Annotated in this window: 20 protein-coding genes; 7 read left to right on the forward strand and 13 right to left on the reverse strand. The window is 55.1% G+C overall.

Features of this window, described 5'->3' with window-relative positions; all coding sequences use genetic code 11:
• Positions 1-334 precede the first annotated feature (334 nt).
• Positions 335-1,648 (reverse strand): TAXI family TRAP transporter solute-binding subunit, encoded by a 1,314-nt coding sequence (locus AC0QHF_RS26180; protein WP_324707215.1) that lies wholly within the window; start codon positions 1,646-1,648, stop codon positions 335-337.
• A gap of 233 nt (positions 1,649-1,881) precedes the next feature.
• Between AC0QHF_RS26180 and AC0QHF_RS26185 the strand changes: the two genes are divergently transcribed.
• Entirely contained in the window at positions 1,882-2,796 is a 915-nt protein-coding gene (locus AC0QHF_RS26185) for an RluA family pseudouridine synthase (protein WP_324707216.1), read from the forward strand.
• Positions 2,797-2,833: 37 nt separating this feature from the next.
• Here the strand turns inward: AC0QHF_RS26185 and map are convergent, their stop codons facing one another.
• The 7 genes from map to AC0QHF_RS26220 all read right to left on the reverse strand — a co-directional run bounded on the left by map (position 2,834) and on the right by AC0QHF_RS26220 (position 9,486).
• Entirely contained in the window at positions 2,834-3,598 is a 765-nt protein-coding gene (map, locus tag AC0QHF_RS26190; RefSeq protein ID WP_324707217.1) for a type I methionyl aminopeptidase, read from the reverse strand.
• A gap of 287 nt (positions 3,599-3,885) precedes the next feature.
• Positions 3,886-4,272, reverse strand: a complete 387-nt coding sequence (locus AC0QHF_RS26195) for a DUF423 domain-containing protein (protein WP_324707218.1) — start codon at positions 4,270-4,272, stop codon at positions 3,886-3,888.
• A 194-nt stretch (positions 4,273-4,466) separates the two neighbouring features.
• Positions 4,467-4,874, reverse strand: coding sequence for a hypothetical protein (locus AC0QHF_RS26200; RefSeq protein ID WP_324707219.1), 408 nt, complete (start codon positions 4,872-4,874; stop codon positions 4,467-4,469).
• Between the two features lie 133 nt (positions 4,875-5,007).
• Positions 5,008-5,694 (reverse strand): magnesium protoporphyrin IX methyltransferase, encoded by a 687-nt coding sequence (bchM, locus tag AC0QHF_RS26205; protein WP_324707220.1) that lies wholly within the window; start codon positions 5,692-5,694, stop codon positions 5,008-5,010.
• Positions 5,695-5,933: 239 nt separating this feature from the next.
• Positions 5,934-7,550 carry a tetratricopeptide repeat-containing serine protease family protein gene (locus AC0QHF_RS26210; RefSeq protein ID WP_324707221.1) on the reverse strand — a complete coding sequence of 539 codons (1,617 nt, stop codon included), beginning with the start codon at positions 7,548-7,550 and terminating at the stop codon, positions 5,934-5,936.
• Positions 7,551-8,074: 524 nt separating this feature from the next.
• Complete coding sequence (locus tag AC0QHF_RS26215; protein ID WP_324707222.1) at positions 8,075-8,287, reverse strand: PspC domain-containing protein; 213 nt, start codon at positions 8,285-8,287, stop codon at positions 8,075-8,077.
• A gap of 146 nt (positions 8,288-8,433) precedes the next feature.
• Entirely contained in the window at positions 8,434-9,486 is a 1,053-nt protein-coding gene (locus AC0QHF_RS26220; RefSeq protein ID WP_324707223.1) for an AI-2E family transporter, read from the reverse strand.
• A 312-nt stretch (positions 9,487-9,798) separates the two neighbouring features.
• Between AC0QHF_RS26220 and AC0QHF_RS26225 the strand changes: the two genes are divergently transcribed.
• Both AC0QHF_RS26225 and AC0QHF_RS26230 read left to right on the forward strand, forming a co-directional pair.
• Complete coding sequence (locus AC0QHF_RS26225; RefSeq protein ID WP_324707224.1) at positions 9,799-10,011, forward strand: hypothetical protein; 213 nt, start codon at positions 9,799-9,801, stop codon at positions 10,009-10,011.
• A 389-nt stretch (positions 10,012-10,400) separates the two neighbouring features.
• Positions 10,401-11,726, forward strand: a complete 1,326-nt coding sequence (locus tag AC0QHF_RS26230) for a protein kinase domain-containing protein (RefSeq protein WP_324707225.1) — start codon at positions 10,401-10,403, stop codon at positions 11,724-11,726.
• A 333-nt stretch (positions 11,727-12,059) separates the two neighbouring features.
• Here the strand turns inward: AC0QHF_RS26230 and AC0QHF_RS26235 are convergent, their stop codons facing one another.
• Positions 12,060-13,097 carry a M28 family peptidase gene (locus AC0QHF_RS26235; protein ID WP_375341467.1) on the reverse strand — a complete coding sequence of 346 codons (1,038 nt, stop codon included), beginning with the start codon at positions 13,095-13,097 and terminating at the stop codon, positions 12,060-12,062.
• A gap of 90 nt (positions 13,098-13,187) precedes the next feature.
• On the opposite strand from AC0QHF_RS26235, the gene fraC reads away from it, so the two are divergent.
• The 3 genes from fraC (at position 13,188) to AC0QHF_RS26250 (ending at position 15,153) form a co-directional block, all read left to right on the forward strand.
• On the forward strand, positions 13,188-13,694 hold the full coding sequence (fraC, locus tag AC0QHF_RS26240; protein ID WP_324707226.1) for a filament integrity protein FraC: 507 nt from the start codon (positions 13,188-13,190) through the stop codon (positions 13,692-13,694).
• Positions 13,695-13,698: 4 nt separating this feature from the next.
• On the forward strand, positions 13,699-14,283 hold the full coding sequence (locus tag AC0QHF_RS26245) for a DUF5357 family protein (protein ID WP_324707227.1): 585 nt from the start codon (positions 13,699-13,701) through the stop codon (positions 14,281-14,283).
• 96 nt (positions 14,284-14,379) lie between these two features.
• Positions 14,380-15,153, forward strand: coding sequence for an ABC transporter permease (locus AC0QHF_RS26250; protein WP_324707228.1), 774 nt, complete (start codon positions 14,380-14,382; stop codon positions 15,151-15,153).
• A gap of 66 nt (positions 15,154-15,219) precedes the next feature.
• On the opposite strand, the gene AC0QHF_RS26255 is transcribed toward AC0QHF_RS26250, so the two are convergent.
• The 4 genes from AC0QHF_RS26255 to AC0QHF_RS26270 all read right to left on the reverse strand — a co-directional run bounded on the left by AC0QHF_RS26255 (position 15,220) and on the right by AC0QHF_RS26270 (position 18,281).
• Positions 15,220-15,669: an arsenate reductase/protein-tyrosine-phosphatase family protein gene (locus AC0QHF_RS26255; RefSeq protein ID WP_324707229.1), complete on the reverse strand. Its 450-nt coding sequence runs from the start codon at positions 15,667-15,669 to the stop codon at positions 15,220-15,222.
• Positions 15,670-16,058: 389 nt separating this feature from the next.
• Positions 16,059-17,063 carry a S1 family peptidase gene (locus AC0QHF_RS26260; RefSeq protein ID WP_324707230.1) on the reverse strand — a complete coding sequence of 335 codons (1,005 nt, stop codon included), beginning with the start codon at positions 17,061-17,063 and terminating at the stop codon, positions 16,059-16,061.
• 171 nt (positions 17,064-17,234) lie between these two features.
• Positions 17,235-17,789, reverse strand: coding sequence for a COP23 domain-containing protein (locus AC0QHF_RS26265; RefSeq protein ID WP_324707231.1), 555 nt, complete (start codon positions 17,787-17,789; stop codon positions 17,235-17,237).
• A gap of 24 nt (positions 17,790-17,813) precedes the next feature.
• On the reverse strand, positions 17,814-18,281 hold the full coding sequence (locus tag AC0QHF_RS26270) for a helix-turn-helix domain-containing protein (protein WP_324707232.1): 468 nt from the start codon (positions 18,279-18,281) through the stop codon (positions 17,814-17,816).
• 199 nt (positions 18,282-18,480) lie between these two features.
• Between AC0QHF_RS26270 and gatA the strand changes: the two genes are divergently transcribed.
• Positions 18,481-19,941 (forward strand): Asp-tRNA(Asn)/Glu-tRNA(Gln) amidotransferase subunit GatA, encoded by a 1,461-nt coding sequence (gene gatA, locus AC0QHF_RS26275; protein WP_324707233.1) that lies wholly within the window; start codon positions 18,481-18,483, stop codon positions 19,939-19,941.
• The last annotated feature ends 200 nt before the right edge of the window (positions 19,942-20,141 follow it).

Consider the following 20,141-nt stretch of genomic DNA (forward strand, 5'->3'; position numbering starts at 1 on the left):
GTGGGTTACTGGCCCCCAAACCCCCAATTCTGGGGGCTTTGAGTGGTAGGGTGCGTTAATGAAATGTAACGCACCGCTAGCCCCCAAACCCCCAATTCTGGGGGCTTTGAGTGGTAGGGTGCGTTAATGAAATGTAACGCACCGCTCAATAGTTGTAGGTTGGGGGTCGCGAAACGAAACCCAACGGCTGGTAGCGGATGGGTTATTGGTGGGAAAACTGGACTACTATACTTTTGAATTTTGAATGGAATGGCTGGTGGGTTACGGCGCCGATGAAAAATTGTGGGTTTTTCCGAAAAATTACGGCGGCGCCTAACCCACCCTACACCTTTTTTTAAAGCAGTGTCTCCCGGTGGCGGATGGTGGTGACGGCGGCTTCCCAGGTGAAGGTGAAGGATTGGAAGGATTCGGGGGAAATGCGATCTTCGTCCAAATCGACGACGACTTTCCGGAAGATTTTGAACAGTTGTTCTCGGATGGAGTCCAATTCCTCCGTCGTGTCGCAGTCGTGGACGCGATCGATTAAATTGAGAATTTCTAAGTTGTAGAAATCGGCGTTATTTTTCTGTCGGCCTTTCAGCCACAGCCGAAACTGCCAAAGACTGGAAATTCCCAATACGCCGGCGGAGAGTAAAAAGCCCATCGGTTCGGCGTATTTTTCTAAGAAAGAGGGCTCGTCTTGGGTGTAAAATGATTTGGCGCCGGGGTGGAAGGGCAAGCCCAAATCTCGGACGTTGCCGGGGCGGACAATCATGGCGGCTTGGGGACTTTTTTCGAGCAAGTCGTTGCGGCGTTCAAATAGAATGCGGGTGATTTCGTGGATGGCGTAAGGGTTGATATTTTCCCGAGTTATCAGGAGCGATCGCACCCCGACGACGGGCAGATCTTCCGGGGGAATGGGGACGGAACCGTTGTAAGTTCCCGTGGGAATGAGGGCGGGTTCCAAGGCTGGTTTGAATAGCTGGAGTGCGGCCCCCTGTTCGATGGAAATTAGGTTCAAATCCGGGGTTTGTAGCAGTTTGCTGAGGGTCGAATTTCCCAGGGCGATAATGCGGAACATGGCATCGACTTCCCCCCGTTGCAGGGCGACATAGGCCCGTTCCGAAGGCATGGGAATTGCTTCTAAATCTGTTCCATCTAACCCGTAGTGGCGACTGAGATACCAAAACAGTTGATAGGAACCGCTCCCCTCCGGCATCAGTGCGATCCGCTTTCCTTCCAGATCTTTGACATTATTAATATCGGCTTCGGTTCGGGCGACCAAATGAAAGATTTCGGGAAATAGGAAGGAGACAACTCGAACGTCTGCCGGGAGGAGCGTATCACTTTGAATTAACGCCAGTTGGGCTTTATTTTCGGCGAGTAATTCGACATTTTGCCGCGATCCTTGCGTCTCCAAGACTTTGATCTGAATCCGGGGATTGTGTCGGGCGACGACTTCGGCTAACGCTTCTCCGAACTCGTAATATTCCCCCAATTCTCCCCCGGTGGCGAGGGTGAGGTTGTACACCCGATCGCGATCGCTCCACCACAGCAGGGCGAAAGTTGCGGCGACGATCGCGCTAATTAAAATAATCGGAAATGCCAGACGGTTTTGCATGGGGGGTTGAAAAATTGCGGGGTGCGATCGCACTTTTGGGGTTGACAAACTTAAATGATATGGGATAATTAAGGAGAGAGCGGTTCTCGATCTAATGAGAGGGGGATGATCCCCCTAAATCCCCCTTACAAAGGGGGACTTTGAGAGGGAAATGATCCCTTACAAAGGGGGACTTTGAGAGGGGGGCGATCCCCCTAAATCCCCCTTAAAAAGGGGGACTTTGAGAGGGGAATGATCCCTTGCAAAGGGGGACTTGAAGTTAACTTGCTGTAAGTTTTTCAGTGGCCACACCCTTGAATTCCGGTTGGACTTACCGCGATCGCGTCGATCGCAAAAGTGCGGGATTGACCGTCCTGGACTACTACGCGGGACGATACCGCCACTCGACCGAAATGGAGTGGCGCGATCGCCTCGACGCCGGACAAATTTGGCTCGACGGCAAACCCGCGATCGCCGAAATGCGGCTGCAACCGGGACAGGAATTAGTGTATCACCGCCCGCCCTGGAAGGAACCGGACGTTCCCCTATTTTTTCAGGTCTTATACGAAGATGCGGATCTGTTGGTGGTCGCCAAACCTTCCGGGCTCCCCGTCATGCCGGGGGGCGGCTTCCTCGAACATACGTTATTGGGGCAACTGCAACGGCGATACCCCGAAGAAACGCCCGTTCCCATCCACCGTTTGGGGCGGGGGACGTCGGGATTGGTGCTGCTGGCGCGATCGCAAACGGCCCGATCGCACCTCACCCGGCAAATGCGCGATCGGCAGATCGGCAAAGTCTACTTGGCCCTCGCCAGCGGATGCCCGGACCGGGACGAATTCGGCATCGATCGCGCGATCGGCAAGATCCCCCACCCGGTTTTGGGCTATATTTACGGTGCGGCGGCGGATGGATTGTTCGCCAGAAGCGATTGCCGGGTATTGAAACGGTGCGGCGATCGGGCAATTATAGAAGTCACCATCCTCACGGGTAGACCCCACCAGATTCGGATTCACCTCGCCGCCGCCGGATTTCCCCTCGTCGGCGATCCGCTTTATGAGATTGGCGGCAAACCGCGATCGCCCGAAGGCGACACCGTTCCCGTCCCCGGAGATTGCGGCTACTGGCTGCACGCTTATTCCCTCTCCTTTCGACATCCGAAAACGGGTGCGACCTTACGCATCACCGCACCTCCGCCGCCGGAACTTCGAGTTTGATCGTCGTGTTTCACAGGCAGGATGCCTGTGCTACGAATTAAGCGGGTAAAGTCAGAATATCGACGCCCTGATCGGTGACGGCGATCGTGTGTTCAAACTGGGCGGATAATTTGCCATCCTTGGTGATCGCCGTCCAGCCATCCTCCAAAACCTGGGCTTCCCAGGTGCCCTCGTTGATCATCGGTTCGATGGTAAAAACCATCCCAGACCGCAATTTTTTCCCCTTGCCGCGGGTGCCGTAGTGGGGAATTTGGGGGGCGGTGTGGAAGACGGTGTTGACGCCGTGGCCGACAAAATCCCGCACCACCGAAAAGCCTTCGCCCTCGGCATATTCTTGAATCGCGGCGCCGATGTCGCCGATGCGGCTTCCCGGCTTCACTGTTGCGATCGCCCGCCGCAGGCACTCTTCCGTCACTTCCACCAACTTTTTCGCTGTGGGGGAGGGGGTGCCGACGAAAAAGGTTCGGGAGGTGTCGCCGTGGTAGCCCTCCACGATGGGGGTGACGTCGATATTGATGATATCTCCATCTTTGAGGATCTGTTTGGCGTTGGGGATGCCGTGGCAGATCACCTCGTTGACGCTGGTGCAGATGGATTTGGGGAAACCGTTGTAGTTGAGGGGGGCGCTGCGGGCGCCGTGGGCTTGGGTCCAGCGTTCGGCTTCGTCGTTGAGTTCCAGGGTGCTGACCCCCGGTTTTACCATCGGTTCGAGGTGGTCCAGGAGGGCGGCGGCCAAACGTCCGGCTTGGCGCATTTTTTCGATTTCCCGGCTCGATAGCAATACGATTGTTTCGGTTCCCATGTTGATAACTGGCTGATGTATCTCCCAAATTCTCGGGTTGACCCCCTATCTACCGTACCACAGTTGGCTGGTGTGGGGTGTGGGGGCGGAGGGAGCGGAGGGAGCGGAGGAAGCGGAGGAAGCGAAGAAACGGGTGGAACATCCAGATCGCTTGGGAATTGATTCTCAAGGGCGCAAGCCAGGGGCCCCGACAAGCGAAAATCATCTTTAGATGATTGGGGAGTTTGTACGGATCTGATATTAAATTGCCTCCTCTGCCTCCTCCGCTTCCTCTGCCTCCCCTGCCCCTACGGATTGATTGATGGGCGGGTGGCGGCGATCGCTAACAGTGCCCAACCTACGATTAATATCACGCCTCCGAAGGGTGTCACCAGTCCCAGCCATCCGGCGGCGGTGGTGCTCAAACCGTAGAGACTGCCGGAAAAGAGGATGACGCCCGCCACGAACGCCCATCCCGCCGCAACTAATAGGGGTTGGGGAGATGGCGATCGCGCCAAAAGTACCCCCACAGCCAACAATGCCAAAGCGTGATACATTTCGTAGCGGGTTCCGGTTTGGAAGACTTCCAAGGCGCGATCGCTCAATTGTCCCCGCAGAGAGTGGGAACCGAAAGCCCCGGCGATTACCGAAAATCCGCCTAAAATTGATGCTAAAGTTAGAAAAATTCGACTCATTGAATTAGGGTGAATGGTGTCGGTATTTTCAATTGTAGGGGCGAAGGGCATTCGCCCTCCCCCCTGTCCCAATCAAAATCCATATCAAACTATTTTTTTAATCGGAAATCGATTGTTAATCCTCTTGAGAGGATTTGTGCTGTTAGCTTGGGAATTGATTCCCAAGCGGTTCTCCAAGCAGATTCGATCTCATCTCAAAAATTAAATTGATAGTAGGTTTCGCCATCGACCAACTGTTGGGAAGTGGCGTTGTATTTCCGGGCGGCGCGATCGAGGAATGCTTTCGCTTCCTGGGGGGATAAATTCGCCGATCGCGCCAGATCTTTGACGGCCACCAGGCCTTTCTTGTCCCGCACCAGATGCAGGAAAATCGAGCGGATGTACCGTTGGCGGCGGTAGAGTTCCCGGCGGCGATCGCGATACCAGTCCCAAGCCAGCCAGCCTCCGACGCCGATGGCGGGAATGCCCAGAATCAAGCCGCCCACCGCCGTCGCCATGCGGGAATCGGAGGAAGCGGCGGGGTTGGTGAATTCGGTGGCGATCGCCAACAAAAACACCGACCCCAGGGGAATTAAGAATCCGGCGGCTATCAGTTTAAACATCTGAACTCTTCCTCCCCTGAAGCCCCCTTGCATCCCCCAACTTTGGGGGACTTGAAACTCCGGTTCCCCCCTATCTCCCCCCTTACAAAGGGGGGTTGGGGGGGATGGGGGCTAGGGGGGCGCGATGAACAATTTAACGCACGGCTTCGATCAGCCGAGAGTAATAAAATCGCGTGCTGGTCATGGATTGTCGGCCGACGGTGAAGCCGTTATCCGATAGAATTTTAACAATATCCGCCTCCTTGTGCTGGTAGGCGCGGGTGGTTTTGCTCGGCCCGGGGAAAAATTCGCCCACTTTTTTGAGCACACTCAGGGCCAAGGTTTTGGGGGCGAAGCTGAGGATGATCCGGCTTTCCGCCAGGGAACAGAGGTGGGAAATCATGTCTCCCATCTCCTCGTCGGGATAGTGAATCAGCACGTCCAGACAGATGACGGTGTGATAGCGGCCCGTCAACCGTTCCAGATCTTGGGTCATAAATGTGATATTGTTGGCGCGATAGCCCAACTGCTGTCTGGCCCGCTGGGCTGCTTCGCCGACCATCTTTTCCGAAATGTCGCTGCCGGAAACGATCGCCCCCGCTTCTCCGAGGGGGATGCTGAGGCTACCCACGCCGCACCCCGCATCGCATATCGACAAACCCGACAGGTTGCCGTCAGCCCGCAGCCACTCCAGGACGCGATCGACCGTCTGCTGGTGTCCCTGCCGGATGTCCCGCTGCACCCGGTTGACGTCGCCATCGCCGTAAATTCGCTGCCAGCGATCGAAGCCAGTGGAATTGAAATACTCCCGAACAACGGTTTTGTCGTCTGCCACGCTCATCAATTTGCCTGCTGTGAAATGGTGTCCGATCCTTGAAGATACCATTGTTCGGGGGAGAGTTATAGCGCTCGGCGCCGGGTGTAGGGTGTAGGGTGTAGGGTGTAGGGGTAGTTTTTCCCTCTGCCTCCTGGAGTCCCGACTCCCGCGCACCGCAGGCGCCTCATAAACCCGGAAACCCCACCCAACCCTCCCCTTATTAAGGAGAGGGTTCAGAGTTGGAGTGGGACGCACCCGATCAATTACCGGAAGTTTCTTAGGGTATCCATCATCAGTTGATATCCGGCATCGTTGCCCTGCTGTCGATAGAGGTTGGCGGCGGTTTGCCAATCGGAACGGGCTTTTTGCTTGTCTCCTAACATATAACGAGCTGTACCCCGGCCGTGGTAAGCCTCAGCAGAATCGGAGTCAATTTGAAGGGCTCGGTTGAAGTCGGCGATCGCTCCTTCATAGTCTCCTTGGTCATGGTGAACATTACCCCGACCGACATAAGCCTCAGCATAATTATTGTCAATTTGGAGGGCTTGGTTGAAGTCGGCTATCGCTCCTTCATAGTCTTTTTGGTCAACGCGAGTCGCACCTCGATTGTGGTAAGCATCAGCAGAATTGGGGTCAATTTGAAGGGCTCGGTTGAAGTCGGCGATCGCTCCTTCATAGTCTCCTTGGTTCCGGTGAACATTACCCCGACCGACATAAGCATAAGCATAATTATTGTCAATTTGAAGGGCTCGGTTGTAGTCGGCGATCGCTCCTTGAAGGTCTCCTTGCTGACGGCGAGCTAAACCCCGACCGACATAAGCATCAGCATAATTATTGTCAATTTGAAGGGCTCGGTTGTAGTCGGCGATCGCTCCTTCATAGTCTTTTTGGTCAAAGCGAGCCACACCCCGGAAAATATAAGCATCCCGATTATTTCCATCCAAACGCAGACTTTGGGTGAAATCATTAATCGCCGCCCGGAAATTGCCCCGGCCATAGTTCGCCGCTCCCCTGGCGTAGTAGTCCGAGGCGGTGCTGGGGTTGTCCAGGTTCGCCACTCGCCCCCTCGAACCCGCATCCACCGCCAAACGCACGTCCCCCTGGCGGATGCGGGGTTGCAGGGCCACAAAGGTATTGATGGGAATCGCGGAGTTAATCCCGGCAGCCACATTGGCTATCCCAGTCCGTGTTTGACCATCATTACCATAAACCGTAGCCCAGTCTCGGACACCCTCTCCGTGAATGCCAATCAACCGTCCTTCACTGTCGAACACCGGACCGCCACTCATTCCCCCCCAAGTCAAAGCACTGTAGTTGATGGCATATCCGCCCGATCGGTTTTGGGGGCGACTGGTGACAAAACCTTGGGTAAATTCCGGCTCCCGCTCGGAACCCCGACGCCCGAGCAAACTCGGAAAACCGTAAACATAAACCTCGCTACCCGGAATAATCTGCTGAGAATCCCCCAACGTCGCCACCGGATAACTGTCCGAACTGCGGAAGCGGACAATCGCCAAATCCGGTTCGTTGCGATTTCCTTGGAACGCTTGGACGAAAGAAGCGGTGTAGGTTCTGCCCCGATGGGTGATAATCTGATAGGTGCCGTTGGTGTTGCAGTTGCTCACAAACGTTCCCCTCTGACAGACGACGTGGTGATTGGTGACGACGGTGTAAGTGTCCCCAGATTGGGAGACAATCACCCCCGTTCCCCCACCATTATTCTGGCTGTTAATTTGTACGGTAATCGGAACGGCTATTTGATAGATTTCCTCTCCGGTTTTGGCGAGGGCCTCTCCCACCTGTGTCAGACACACCGCAGCAACCGCAGCCGTCCCCATCAAAGTCTGTCGGAATGAGTCGAACCCTGGGCTATATTTCATGGCTGGCTATCCTGGGACAATTCAATACAGCGATTCCCAGTCAGTGACGCAGGGAAAATCAGAGCCAATGGACTCACAGTCTCAACTGGGCGAGCTGCACCGATAACTACTGTTAATCCTATCCCTTTTCCCGATTTCACGCAATCCCATCAATTCAGGGCGACCCACCAATTCCCACTCCCAAAACCGTTGCATTTCAACCCTTCCCCGCCCCCACCCCCACCGGGCATCAGATTTTTCTTAACATTTTTACACTTTTCGTAACATCTCCGGCAACGCCGAACACCGGACGCCCGCGATCGCCGTTTGATCGGATTCGAGGAGTCTTAGAAACCGGGTTTCTATCAATATCTCCCCATGAAAACCAAAATCTCAATTTTAGACCCGCCTTTTAAGTCCCCCTTATTAAGGGGGATTTAGGGGGATCGAAACGTATCGCAGCAGATCGAAAACTGCTATATTATTGAAAATTATAAAAAAAACGGGGTTGAAACCCTTTGCCCGTTTCAACCCCTCAACCGTGCTTAGAACTCGGATGTTTTGCGGTCTTCGAGTTCCGGTTCCAGCGGCGCCAACAGCCAGAGAATCGCGTAGAGGATAATTCCCGGCGCGGCAGAGAACCCCAGGATGATAAACGTGAGTCTCACCAGCAGGGGATCGACGTTGAAATATTCCGCCACGCCTCCGGCGACTCCGGCGATTTGAGAATGGGTGCGGCTGCGATACAGTCTTTTCATGATTGCGCCTCCAATGGTCGCGATCGCTTGTCTGTGGGTAACTTCAACTTCTCCCCCCACCATTCCAGATATCGCGGCGTCCGTTTGGGTGTGGAAAACCGCCCAAAACCCCCCGTTGTTGGGATGGGAGCCCCGGTGCCCAAACGCTACAACAAACTTTTATCGGACTTGTCCGGTTTCCCTTCGTCCGCACCCATCAGGCTGGCGATCAGTTGGGTGTCCGAGTGGGTTTCCAGTACCAATTTTTTCAACATGACCGTCAGCGGGAGGGCCAAAAATGCGCCGATGGGACCCAACAGCAGCGTCCACAAAATCACCGATAAAAAGGTGACGAAGGTGGACAGATCCAAACCCTGACCCAAATAGCGGGGGCCGATCGCCATGTCGAAAAAGTTGTTGATGAGGGCGTAACCGACAAACACGATAACGGCTTTAATTAAACCGAATTGTAACAGCGCCATCAGGGTGGGGGGAATCACGGAGATGATGTAGCCGATGCTGGGGATAAAGTTGAACAGGAAAGATAGGATGCCCCAGAGGATGGCAAAATCGACCCCCACAATCCAGAGTAAAATAATTTGACCGATCGCGGTCATCGCCCCCAGCCAACCTTTGATCAACAGGTACAGACTGATACTTTTGGCGGAATTGTTGAGGCGATCGAGCATCGGATTGTCGGCAACCAAAGCGCGATTCAACTTTTTGGAAAAGCTGGAGGTTCCCGCCAGCATATAGATGAAAATAAATAGGGTCAGACCGACACTCGACAAGGTTCCCAGCAGTCCTTGAATGAAGGCGATCGTCAGTTGAATCAGTTTGCCGGGATCGAATAAATCCAATTGTTGCAGATCGGCTTGACTGACCCCGATTGAATTGAGAAACTGTTTGACTCCGGAGAGTTGAGCGGCTATCATCGACTGATATTTCGGCAGTGCCAGGGTGAGTTGGGTGATGGAAAGTCCCAAAAAGGCGATCAGCAGCAGGCCGACTGCGACCACCCCCAAGACCACAATGACTCTGGCCAACCATTCCGGGAGTCCGCGCCGACTCAGCCAGACGACGATCGGACTGCAAACTAATACGATAAATAAGGCGAGGAGAATTTGAGAGGTCAAGCCGGCGGTGGCTTTGATTCCCGCAATAATGATGCATAAACTCGCCAAGCTGACGAGAAGGCGGGTAATTGACCGATTTTCCATGATGTACGGGTCGAATTGACAAACACCCTCTATTTAATCTTGAAGGGGGACATCAGAACAGTTATAGCGCTGGGGTGTGGGGTGTGCGGGCGTGGGGTGTGGGGAAAACAAGGAGATGGAGTCCCTTGTTTCATCCGGGTTTGGAGGTTTGTCACCCGTAAACACGCGATCGCAATAAAATCCCCGGTTCGTGGTACTATCGCGGAGACTCGAACCTATCAATTTGATATGGGCTGGTATCGAAATCATCTGAATCGGGCAATCCCCTTGTTTGGCGTCGCTTTGGCGGGGTTGTTGCTTGTGCTATCGTTAATGGCGACACCCGTTTTCGCGCAGTCCGGGTGCGATCGCGCCTATCCCCAGACGATTTCGGGGCGAGAAATCTGCATCCCCCCGCCACCGCCGGATCTCGACTGTCCCGACTTGCCAAGATTGGGAATCCGGGAACCCATTGCCGTGAGTCCCCCCGACCCGCACCGCTTCGATCGCGATCGGGACGGCATCGGCTGCGAAACCTTGCGATAAGAATGGGTAATATAGCGGTTTTCGATCCAATTCAATACGGATGATCCCCCTAAATCCCCCTTGAACTCCCCCCTTACAAAGGGGGGGTAGGGGGGGATGGGGACTTTGAATGGACACATTATCCCCTTCACAAGGGGAACTTTGAATCGGCAAGTGTACCTCACTGGCTTAAAAATTGCTGTGTTTGCCTGTTTGCCTCCATATGACAACCCCCCACCCGTCACAGCTTGGCAATCCGGGGAAAGCCACCCCAGTCTCGGTTTGGGGGTTCGCCTCTGTGATGCTGAGGAAAGTTGCACTTCCGGATCTCTGCCGGTGTCGCAGTATGAATAAGGTTGACTTAATCGATTCAACCGTTTCTGAAGTTTAAGTCAATCCGGTCTCCATCCATGCAAATCCAATCCAGTTTTTCACCCACGACGCCGCCGCTGCTGAACAACCGCTATCAAATCGTCGATGCGATCGCCTCCGGGGGGTTCGGCGAAACCTTTTTGGGCGAAGATACCCAAATGCCCTCCCAACGCCGCTGTGCGATTAAACGCCTGAAACCGAAAGCCGAACAGGCGCGAGTTTATCCGATCATTCAAGACCGTTTTCGCCGGGAAGCGATCGCCCTGGAAAAATTGGGCGAAACGAGCGATCGCATCCCCCGCCTCTACGCCTATTTTGAAGAGGACGGACGGTTTTATTTAGTCCAAGAATGGATCGAAGGGGAAATCCTCACCCACCGAGTCCTCAGACAGGGATCGCTTTCGGAATCCGAAGTTCGGGACATCCTCCTCGATCTCCTCCCCGTGTTGGATACCATCCACGGCAACGGCTTAATTCATCGGGATATCAAACCCGATAATATCATCCTCCGTCACCCCGACAGCAAACCCGTTTTGATCGATTTCGGGGCGGTGAAAGAAACGATGGGAACGGTGTTAAATTCCCGGGGAAATCCCACCCCTTCTCTGGCGATCGGGACGCCGGGATTCATGCCCTCCGAACAGGCGGCGGGACACCCATTTTTCGCCAGTGACATCTTCAGTGTGGGGGTGACGGCGATCTATTTGCTGACGGGAAAAACGCCCCAGGAATTGCCCCTCAATGGCAATACGGCCGAACTTCAGTGGCGGGAATTGGTGCCGGAAATTGACCCGAAATTTGCCGCTATTTTAGATCGCGCGATCCGCTTCCACCCCGGCGATCGCTTCTCCTGTGCCCGGGAAATGCTCGACGCCCTGAAACAATTATCCCACCCCATCGCCCCCACCGAGCGATCGGGTCCCCTTTCGACGCTTATTTTTCCCAAACGAACCGCCCCCCGCCGGTGTCGCAAACCCCGAAAAGATTGGCACAAAGCGGCCGTCGCGGGGATCGTTTTGGGTGCGATCGTCGGCTTGGGATTGACGCTATTTTCCAAGTCCCCGTCAAAGTCGGCAACCCCCGAACCGACACCGCCGACATCTTCCCTCCCCCTGACATTTTATTTCATTGCCGATTCCGCTTTCCACAACCCGAACCAAGCGGAACAAAAGCGCGAGTCCCTGAAAGAAGACGGCTATTCTCGGGCGGGTTTTTTCTGGTCCCCCAACTACTCGAATTTATCTCAATATCAGTCTTATAAAGTTTACGGCGACTGGTTTGAAACCTCGGAAGACTGTCAGGCGGCACTGGCAGAATATCGCCAATACAACCCCAATTCCTATTGCGGATTCGCGACGAAATAATGGTTGGGGTGTGCTCGGTGGGGTGTGGGGTGTGCTCGGTGGGGTGTGGGGGTTTAGAAACCGGGTTTCTATCCGAGCACCGCTTGGGAATCAATTCCCAAGCTAATAGCAAAAATCCTCTGAAGAGGATTGGAAAGATTGCGGGTTCTAGAAACCGGGTTTCTATCTGAGATGTTGGTGAGAAATCGAAATGGTTCTAGAAACCCGGTTTCTTCGCACTTTTCATTTTTCATTTTCCCCCACTCGGTGATCGAACCGGATTTGATATGATTCTCCCGACTTCCCCCTATTGCCTATTGCCTGTTGCCTGTTGCCTTCCCTATTCCCTATTCCCTATTCCCTATTCCCTATTCCCTCCAAAGCCACTCCCGCCAAATCCGCCACCACTGCCTCCAAGCCGAAAACCACCCGAGAAAGCCGATCGCAATCCACTTTGTCGGGGGTATCTTCTTCGGTGTGGTAGTAGGGATAGCGAAAGGGGGCGGTATCCGTGACCATGATCGCCGGGTAGCCCTCCTGCCAGAAGGACCAGTGGTCGGACCACCCCGCCCCGGGGACGGCGTCGGGCAAAATCGCCCCTTCCGAGGGAAATTGGACGGACTGGCGGAACCGCTTCACGGCCCGCCGCACCAACCCGCCGGAGGGCAAGTTGCCGATGAAACCGATAAAATTGCCGGTGATGGGATAGACCTGGTTGAGGAGTCCGAGGGGGTAGGTTTGGCTGCCGGGGGAGTCGGAGTAGTAGCCCATCGTCTCCAAACTCAGCATGGCGACGATCTTCTCATTTTCCTGCCGCGATCGCTTGGCGTAAACCCAACTTCCCATTTCGGGAGTCCAGGCGAAGGGGGGTTCTTCGTTGACAAATTCCACGAATCGCAGGGTCCGTTTGGGGGCGGTTCCCGCGAACCGATCCGCTAAAGCCAGCACCGCCGCCGCCCCGCTGCCGTTGTCGTTCGCCCCGGGGGAGCCCGTCACCGAGTCGTAGTGGGCGCCGATGACCACGATTTCTTCGGGTTTCTCGGTTCCGGGGATTTCGACATCCAAATTGGTGAAAATGCGATCGCCGATCGGGTATTCTTGACGGCGGACGGCATATCCGGCTTCAGCAAAACGGCCTTCGAGGTAGGCTTCGGTTTGCAGGAGATTTTCGTAGTAGACATGGTTGTGTTCGCCCAGGCCGGCGATCGCTTCGATATCTTGTTTGAGGCGATCGCGGTACTGTTCTTGCGGCGGGGTGAGGGGCGGAAGTTCCCCCCGGTAGCTGCGTCCCGGCATCAGTGCCATTATTCCTCCTACCCCCAGTAGCAGGGCGATCGTCAGACCGAAGGCCACGGCGGCTCGAATTAAGCCTGCTTTAGTATACCAGCGCATGAGAGTGTTTAACCCTTTTGCCCAAAGGAATTATAATCAGAGCTGACCTTGATTTTGGCACGAAACTGACATTTACGGAGTCCGGTCTTGATGTTTTCGATTCAAATTGCCCTGCGGACAATTTTAACTCGATTGTCCCGCGTTTTAATTGCGATCGCCATCGAATCTTGGTTTTTGCGGCGTTATCTCAAGGTCACTCCCCGCCAGAGCGTGGAATATGCGACGGCGATCAACTTGCTGGCAGAAATCCTGGGAATCGTCAGTTTTTTATGGGTCTATTCCCGGCTGCCGGAAGCGGTCGAAGATGATTGGATTGTTTATATAATGGTCGGAGAAGTCCCCCGCTTCTCCATGACTTTGTTGGCGATCACGATCATTTATTTTATCGCCTACCTGCTCGTTAAATTTAACGGGCTGATATTTTACAGATATTTGTCGGAAATTCCGGCCCAACCCGACCAACCTGCCGAACAAAAATCGGGTTTTTTCGCGATCAGTTCGGAGATGCAAAATTCCCTGCGGGCGATCGTGAGAGGGCATACGGCGAGTTATGTTTTTATTTTAATTTTGACGTTACTGTTGGCAAGGGAGGTTTGAACCGATGGACAATCCGCTGAACCATCCGGCTGTTAAAAATGTCACATCTTTCGTGAATACGATTCGGCCGCCGAGACTTTATCACTGGAGAAGTGCGATCTTTTTCGGTTTGCTGGCGTGGCTGCTCTCGCTGCTGATCGTCGATAATAATCCCGATCGCGGCAATGCTTTGGCAGCGTTCAGTTGGATCGTCTTGACGGTGGCGATCGCATGGCGGACGACTCAGCCGCCATTCGTGATTCGGGGCGTACCCCTGAGTCCCTGGATTGCCGGAACGTTAATCACCATCCTGATCTATCAAGAAACGGCCGATGAAATGCCGGAATTTGCCATCACAGTTTGGCCGATCATTTGCGGTTGTTTGATTTTTTTCATCGAGTTAATTCAAGTGCGATTTAAAGTGAGTCAGGAGCGGCCTTGGGTGCGCGGCCCGTTCCTACTGCTGATCCTTGCCCACGTGGTTTTGAGTTGCTGGATCGCGCTCTATTTTTTTGTGGATGAGTGGGTGGAAGAATATCCGAATCTGTTCCGACAGCAAATCCTGATCGACCGGGCGCAGGTCGGGCCGTTCGAGGGCCTCAAATCGTGATACAATCTGCTTATATTTTCACTCAAAAAAACAGTTCTACCGGATTTTATTGATTTGAACTGACCGGCAAAATTAGACCTATTTGGGGAGGGGGAAATGTTTTTAGGACGGACGCTGGCGATCGCCAAGAATGTGTTTTGGGAAGTGATGCGCGATCGCATCCTCTATATGATCATCGTTTTCGCCCTGGTGATGGTCGGTGCGGTGCAACTGCTGCCGGAAGTTTCCGCCAGTTTTGAAGATAAAATTACCCTGGACGTGGGGATCGCCGCCATCGCCGTTTTGAGTCTGGCGATCGCCATTTTTGTCAGCACGAGTTTGGTCAACCAAGAAATTGACAAACGCACCGTTTACCTGCTGCTTTCCAAACCCGTCAGCCGCCCCGAATTGGTGATCGGAAAGCATTTCGGCCTGTTCGCCGTGCTGGCGGTGCTGCTGCTGGCGATGACGGCGTTGTACATGGGAATTTTGAGCCTGAATCAAATTCCCTATCCGGCCGGAAGTCTCGCGGTTTCGATGCTGTTTCTGTGGTTGAAATTGGGCCTGGTGGCGGCGGTGGGAATTTTGCTGGGGGTGTTCACCAGTTCCCTCCTCGCCACCCTGCTGACATTCGGGGTTTATGTGATGGGGAGTTTGAGCCGAGATCTGCTGGAATTGGGCCAATTCGGCGACAATCCCGCCATCGAGTGGCTGATGACGGCGATCTATGTCATCTTACCCGATCTCGCCCGCCTCGACCTCAAAAATGATGCCGTTTACGGACAACTCCCCTCCCTCCCCACCCTCCTAGCCAACGCGGTTTACGGGATCGTCTACACCGTCCTACTGCTGGCCTTGGCGATCGCCATTTTCAACCGCCGAGAATTGTAGCCGTTTCAATCCGCAGATGACGCAGATGACGCAGATTCAATTAATAATTGTTAATTGTTAATTGTCTCAGTAATCGTCCCCCATCCAAGCGGTCGCCAAACTGGCGTGGGTGGGGAGGAGGCGATCGATGAGTTGGTTGATTTTGCGTTCGAGTTGTTGGGAGGGAAAATGACCGCCACCCACGTTCCAATATTCGACGGAACTCGCCCAAGACGGGTATTGTTTCCGCATCAGGGGGCGGTCGGTACTTTCTTCGATCGCGATGGTTTTGTTGGCGTTTCTGAAGTCAATTTCGGAGACTCGTTGGGGCGACCGCAGGGAAGATCCGAGGGGAATTCCCCGTTGAACTAATTCGGAAATGGCTTCCGTGGCGATCGGTTGGTTGCGATCGGCGCTCAATCCCCGGGAATAGGCACGCCAATTTAAGCCCCGCTTTCGGGCTAAATGATTGAACAGAGATTCGGAAAATCGGCTGCGGTAATCATTTTCGGCAGATAAAAATAAAATCGTTTTCATGGCACCGTGATGGTTGAACGTCGCTTGTCAAAATTTGATGATGAAACGGGCGGAGGACCCAAACTGAAGTTGCCCTAGAGGGTACACCTGAAAAGTTAAGCTCAGGTTATCAAATTTTAACCGATCCGTCGCGGCCCGGTCTTCAAGATCTCTAATTACCCCATTCAGATGAACCGGCCGGAGGATGTGCGATCGCCCTTGAATCGCCGACAATCGAGACAGTTCAGCAAGAATACCCCTAGGATAGCCCACCCTGTCCGGGTGGGTTTTTCTGGCGGTGCCGATTTCGGGGTAGAATCTCAAATGAGGGCGCAAGCCAGGGGTCCCTACTCCCCCACCCGATCTGTGCGGTCATGGGGTCGGTTTGCTTTCGGACTGCCGGCGATCAATCAATAGCAAGAAGTCGGAGAGGTGGGGGGAGGAAACCCGAGCCAGTTCGACCGATTCCGGGAGAAAAAAAAGAACGTATCGGCCGTTTGTGCGATCGCCGTCGGGGGCGAAAATTCCGGCGCCAATTCGGTGAAGCGATCGCTGGGAATGGCGAAGGCGAGATGAACCATTTTTTCCCGCAGGTGCGGCGGCGGTTGGGAACCGTCTTGGTAAACGTAGGGGTCGCCCCACAGCGGATAGGCGTGCATCCCGTTGATTCCCACCACCCGACCCCAACGGTCCAACAGCGGCCCGCCGCTCATCCCCTTTTGAATCGGATTGGTGTAGCCGATTTGATAACCGCGCTCCAAGGGTTTTTCGGCCACCAAAGAAACTCGCCCCCGGGTCAGATGAAATCCGAGGTGGGGAAATTCCGGCGATCGCAAAACTTGAGAAAACTTTTGGGGCGGTAATTTTTCGGTCAATAATTGGGGAGAGTCGATCGGCCTAACTTCCCCCGCTTGCAAATTTCGAGGAAAGCCGCCGCCGAACACTTTGTCGCCCGGTTTCAGCGTCGAAGAGGGGTGAAAGGAGGCGATGGCGTAGTTTTCACCTCCGGCCCGAAATCGAACCAGAGCCAAATCTTGTCCCCGCACGGAATAGGAAGTGAGCAGATATCCGTCATGAATGCGGCCGTCCGGAGTTTGAATTTGGTAGGGAGAGGAGGCGGAATTGAGGACGTGATCGTTGGTCAAAACCGTGTACAAATCCCCCTTCTTTTTAATTAAAATTCCCGACCCCCACCCCCGTTCGCCGATAATTTTGACGGCGATCGCCCGGGCGATGGTTTGGAGCTGCTCCGGCCTACACAACCGACACCCGTACACCTGACAGGCGGGGGATCGCGATCGCCCCACCGGCGTCAGCCGGCGGGGATAAAAAAAGTATTCTGAGTCGGGAAAGTTGCCGACCCAATTGGCGATCGCGACGGGAAATAAAAGCACCAACTGCCGGAGCCTTATCATCTGCGATACCCTCACAAACCGGAGGCTTTCACGAGTCAAAAGTCACAAGTCAAAAGTCAAAAGGATTCCCTCTGGATGATGGAGGAGAGAGGAAAAAAACCTCGCTCCTCAAAAGAAAATCTTTCGACCCAATCTCGAAAAAACCGATCAACAATTATTAATTGTCAATGATTAATTGTTAACTGTTAATTCCAGATATCGATTCAGATCCAAATAGAGGCGGGAGCCGCTTTCTTCCAGGGGGCCGGCGTCGGCATTAGCCTGCAGGTCGAACAACTGCTGTAGGGTATAGTGGGCATCCTGGTGGGGTTTGAGGGTGAAGAGGACTCCCAAACAGGGGCCGTCCTTGGCATCCGAGACGCAGATGACGGGCTGACGGTTGACGATACCCGTGGTGACGTAGTTGAGGAGTCCCCGCTCGTAGAATTGTTGGAATTTGGAAGAAACTTGGCGACAGCGCGTTTCCGGGACGTAACCCGCTTGATTGAAGACGTGGGAAACCCAGCGGATGACCCGGAACGTCCCCCGGCGGGTCTTGACGAACGTGGTGGGAACGCCGTCATCGCTGCGGCCGCAGAAAAACTCTTGGTTGACGGGGCGAGAATAGCGGTAGCGGGGAAGCCGCTCGGCCCGAGATTCGCCGGCCATCCCCGCGTGGGGGAGGGCGAAGGAAGCGATCGCGATCGCCCCCCCGAGGATGAAGTTGAAAATCGATGGGTTTTTCATGGTCAGAATCGGCTAACGTGTGCATCAAGATTCGGAACCGATATTTTTTCGTTGTTTCCAATCAATGCCCAATCGCTTCAGATAGTCCCAACCCCGCTGCGGCCAGACGTGCTGGCGTCCCGTCCGCTGGGCGATCCACTGGGCGACTTTCGGGCCGGACCAAGGTCCCCCGTCGGGCGCCGGTCCCTGCAAGGCTTGTTTGAGTTCCTGTTGTTGAGATGGGGTCAGCAGAGAACGGGCCACGGGGGGCTGGCGATCGCGGCTGCGGTTTCTCACCGAAAGGGGGCCTTCGAGGTTGTAGCGGCGGATAATTTCCTTGGCGTAGTCGTAATTCAACCCCACAACTTCTGCCGCCCGCTTGATCGTCCAACCCCCCGAAACCAACTGCAGCAGGTGCCACCGGCGAGCTTCCGTGGTATCTCGGGCCTGTCGGTAGCGACTCTTGAGATCGTCAGCCGATAAGTGGGGTTCTATGTGTGCCTTTGGTGGCATGACTCCTCATCTCATCCGGAACGTTATTTTATCTATCGTCAGTTTTTAAAAAGTTCCGGATCAAACCCCAATTTTGCCATCGCCGGCCCGATGCGATCGCCCCGGAGGGGGAATTGGGGCGGTGCGAAGCCGGCGCCGATCCGCAGGACGGCATTTTTTCGGTAAACTCAAATATTGGAATTCAAACAGAGGAGAGGGCATGGCATCCATCTGCGAGTTGCACCGACAACTGATTAATAAAGAACGCTCTGCTGTGGAAATCGCCACCGAAGCGCTCGATCGCATCGACCGGTTGGAGCCGAAACTGAAAAGTTTTCTGTGCGTGACCGCAGATCGGGCCTTGGAGCAGGCGCGGCAGGTGGATGCCCAAATTGCCGCCGGAGAGGAGATCGGACCGCTGGCGGGGATTCCCATCGCCATCAAAGATAATATGTGTACCGAGGGCATCCCCACCACCTGCGCCTCGAAAATTTTGCAAAATTTCGTCCCCCCCTACGAATCCACCGTCACCCAAAAACTGCAAGCCGCCGGGGCGGTGATCCTGGGGAAAACTAACTTGGACGAGTTCGCGATGGGCAGTTCCACGGAGAATTCGGCCTACCAACTGACGGCCAATCCCTGGGATCTGGAGCGGGTCCCCGGCGGGTCCTCCGGGGGCTCGGCCGCGGCCGTGGCCTCCGAGGAGGCGGTGGTCGCCCTCGGTTCGGACACGGGCGGCTCGATCCGCCAACCCGCCTCCTTTTGCGGGGTGGTGGGGATGAAACCCACCTACGGCCTGGTGTCCCGCTACGGTTTGGTCGCCTACGCCTCCTCCCTGGACCAGATCGGCCCCTTCGGGCGCACCGTCAAGGACGCGGCGATTTTGCTCAATGCGATCGCCGGCTACGACCCCAAAGATGCCACCAGCCTGAACGTCGAAATCCCCGACTACACCGCCTCCTTGAAACCCCACCTCCGCCCCCGCGGCAAGATGAAGGTCGGCGTGATCAAGGAAACCTTCGGGTCCGGCCTCGATCCGGTGGTCGAACAGGCCGTCACCAAGGCGATCGACGTCCTGCAAAGTCTCGGCGCCGAAATTCAGGTGATCTCCTGCCCCCGCTTCCGCTACGGCCTCCCCACCTACTACATCATCGCCCCCTCGGAGGCCTCCGCCAACCTGGCCCGCTACGACGGTGTGAAATACGGCTTCCGCAGCCCCGACGCCGAAAACCTGATCGAAATGTACGCCAAAACCCGCGCCGAAGGGTTCGGGGCGGAAGTCAAACGCCGGATCATGGTGGGCACCTACGCCCTCTCCGCCGGCTACTACGACGCCTACTATCTCAAAGCCCAAAAAGTCCGCACCCTGATCAAAGAGGACTTCGATCGCGCCTTCACCCAGGTGGAAGTGCTGGTGTGTCCCACCTCCCCGACCACAGCCTTCAAAGCCGGGGAAAAAACCGCCGATCCCCTCAGTATGTACCTGTCCGACCTGATGACGATCCCGGTCAACCTCGCCGGGTTGCCCGCCCTCAGCATCCCCTGCGGCTTCGACGAACAAGGACTCCCCATCGGGATGCAGTTGATCGGAAAAGTGCTCGGCGAAGGCCGCCTCCTGGAAGTCGCCCACGCCTACGAACAGGCCACCTCCTGGCACATCAAAAAGCCGCCCCTCAAGTAGGGCACAGGGAGCAAGGGAAGCGGAGGGGGCACAGGGAGCAGGGGGAGCAGGGGGAGCAGGGGGAGCAGGGGGAGCAGGGGGAGCAGGGGAAGCAGGGGGAGCAGGGGGAGCAGGGGAAGCGGAGGGAGCGGAGGGAGCGGAGGGAGCGGAGGGAGCGGAGGGTGAGACATCCAGACCGCTTGGGAATCAATTCCCAAGCT

It is taken from the genome of Lyngbya sp. CCY1209 (assembly GCF_055795065.1).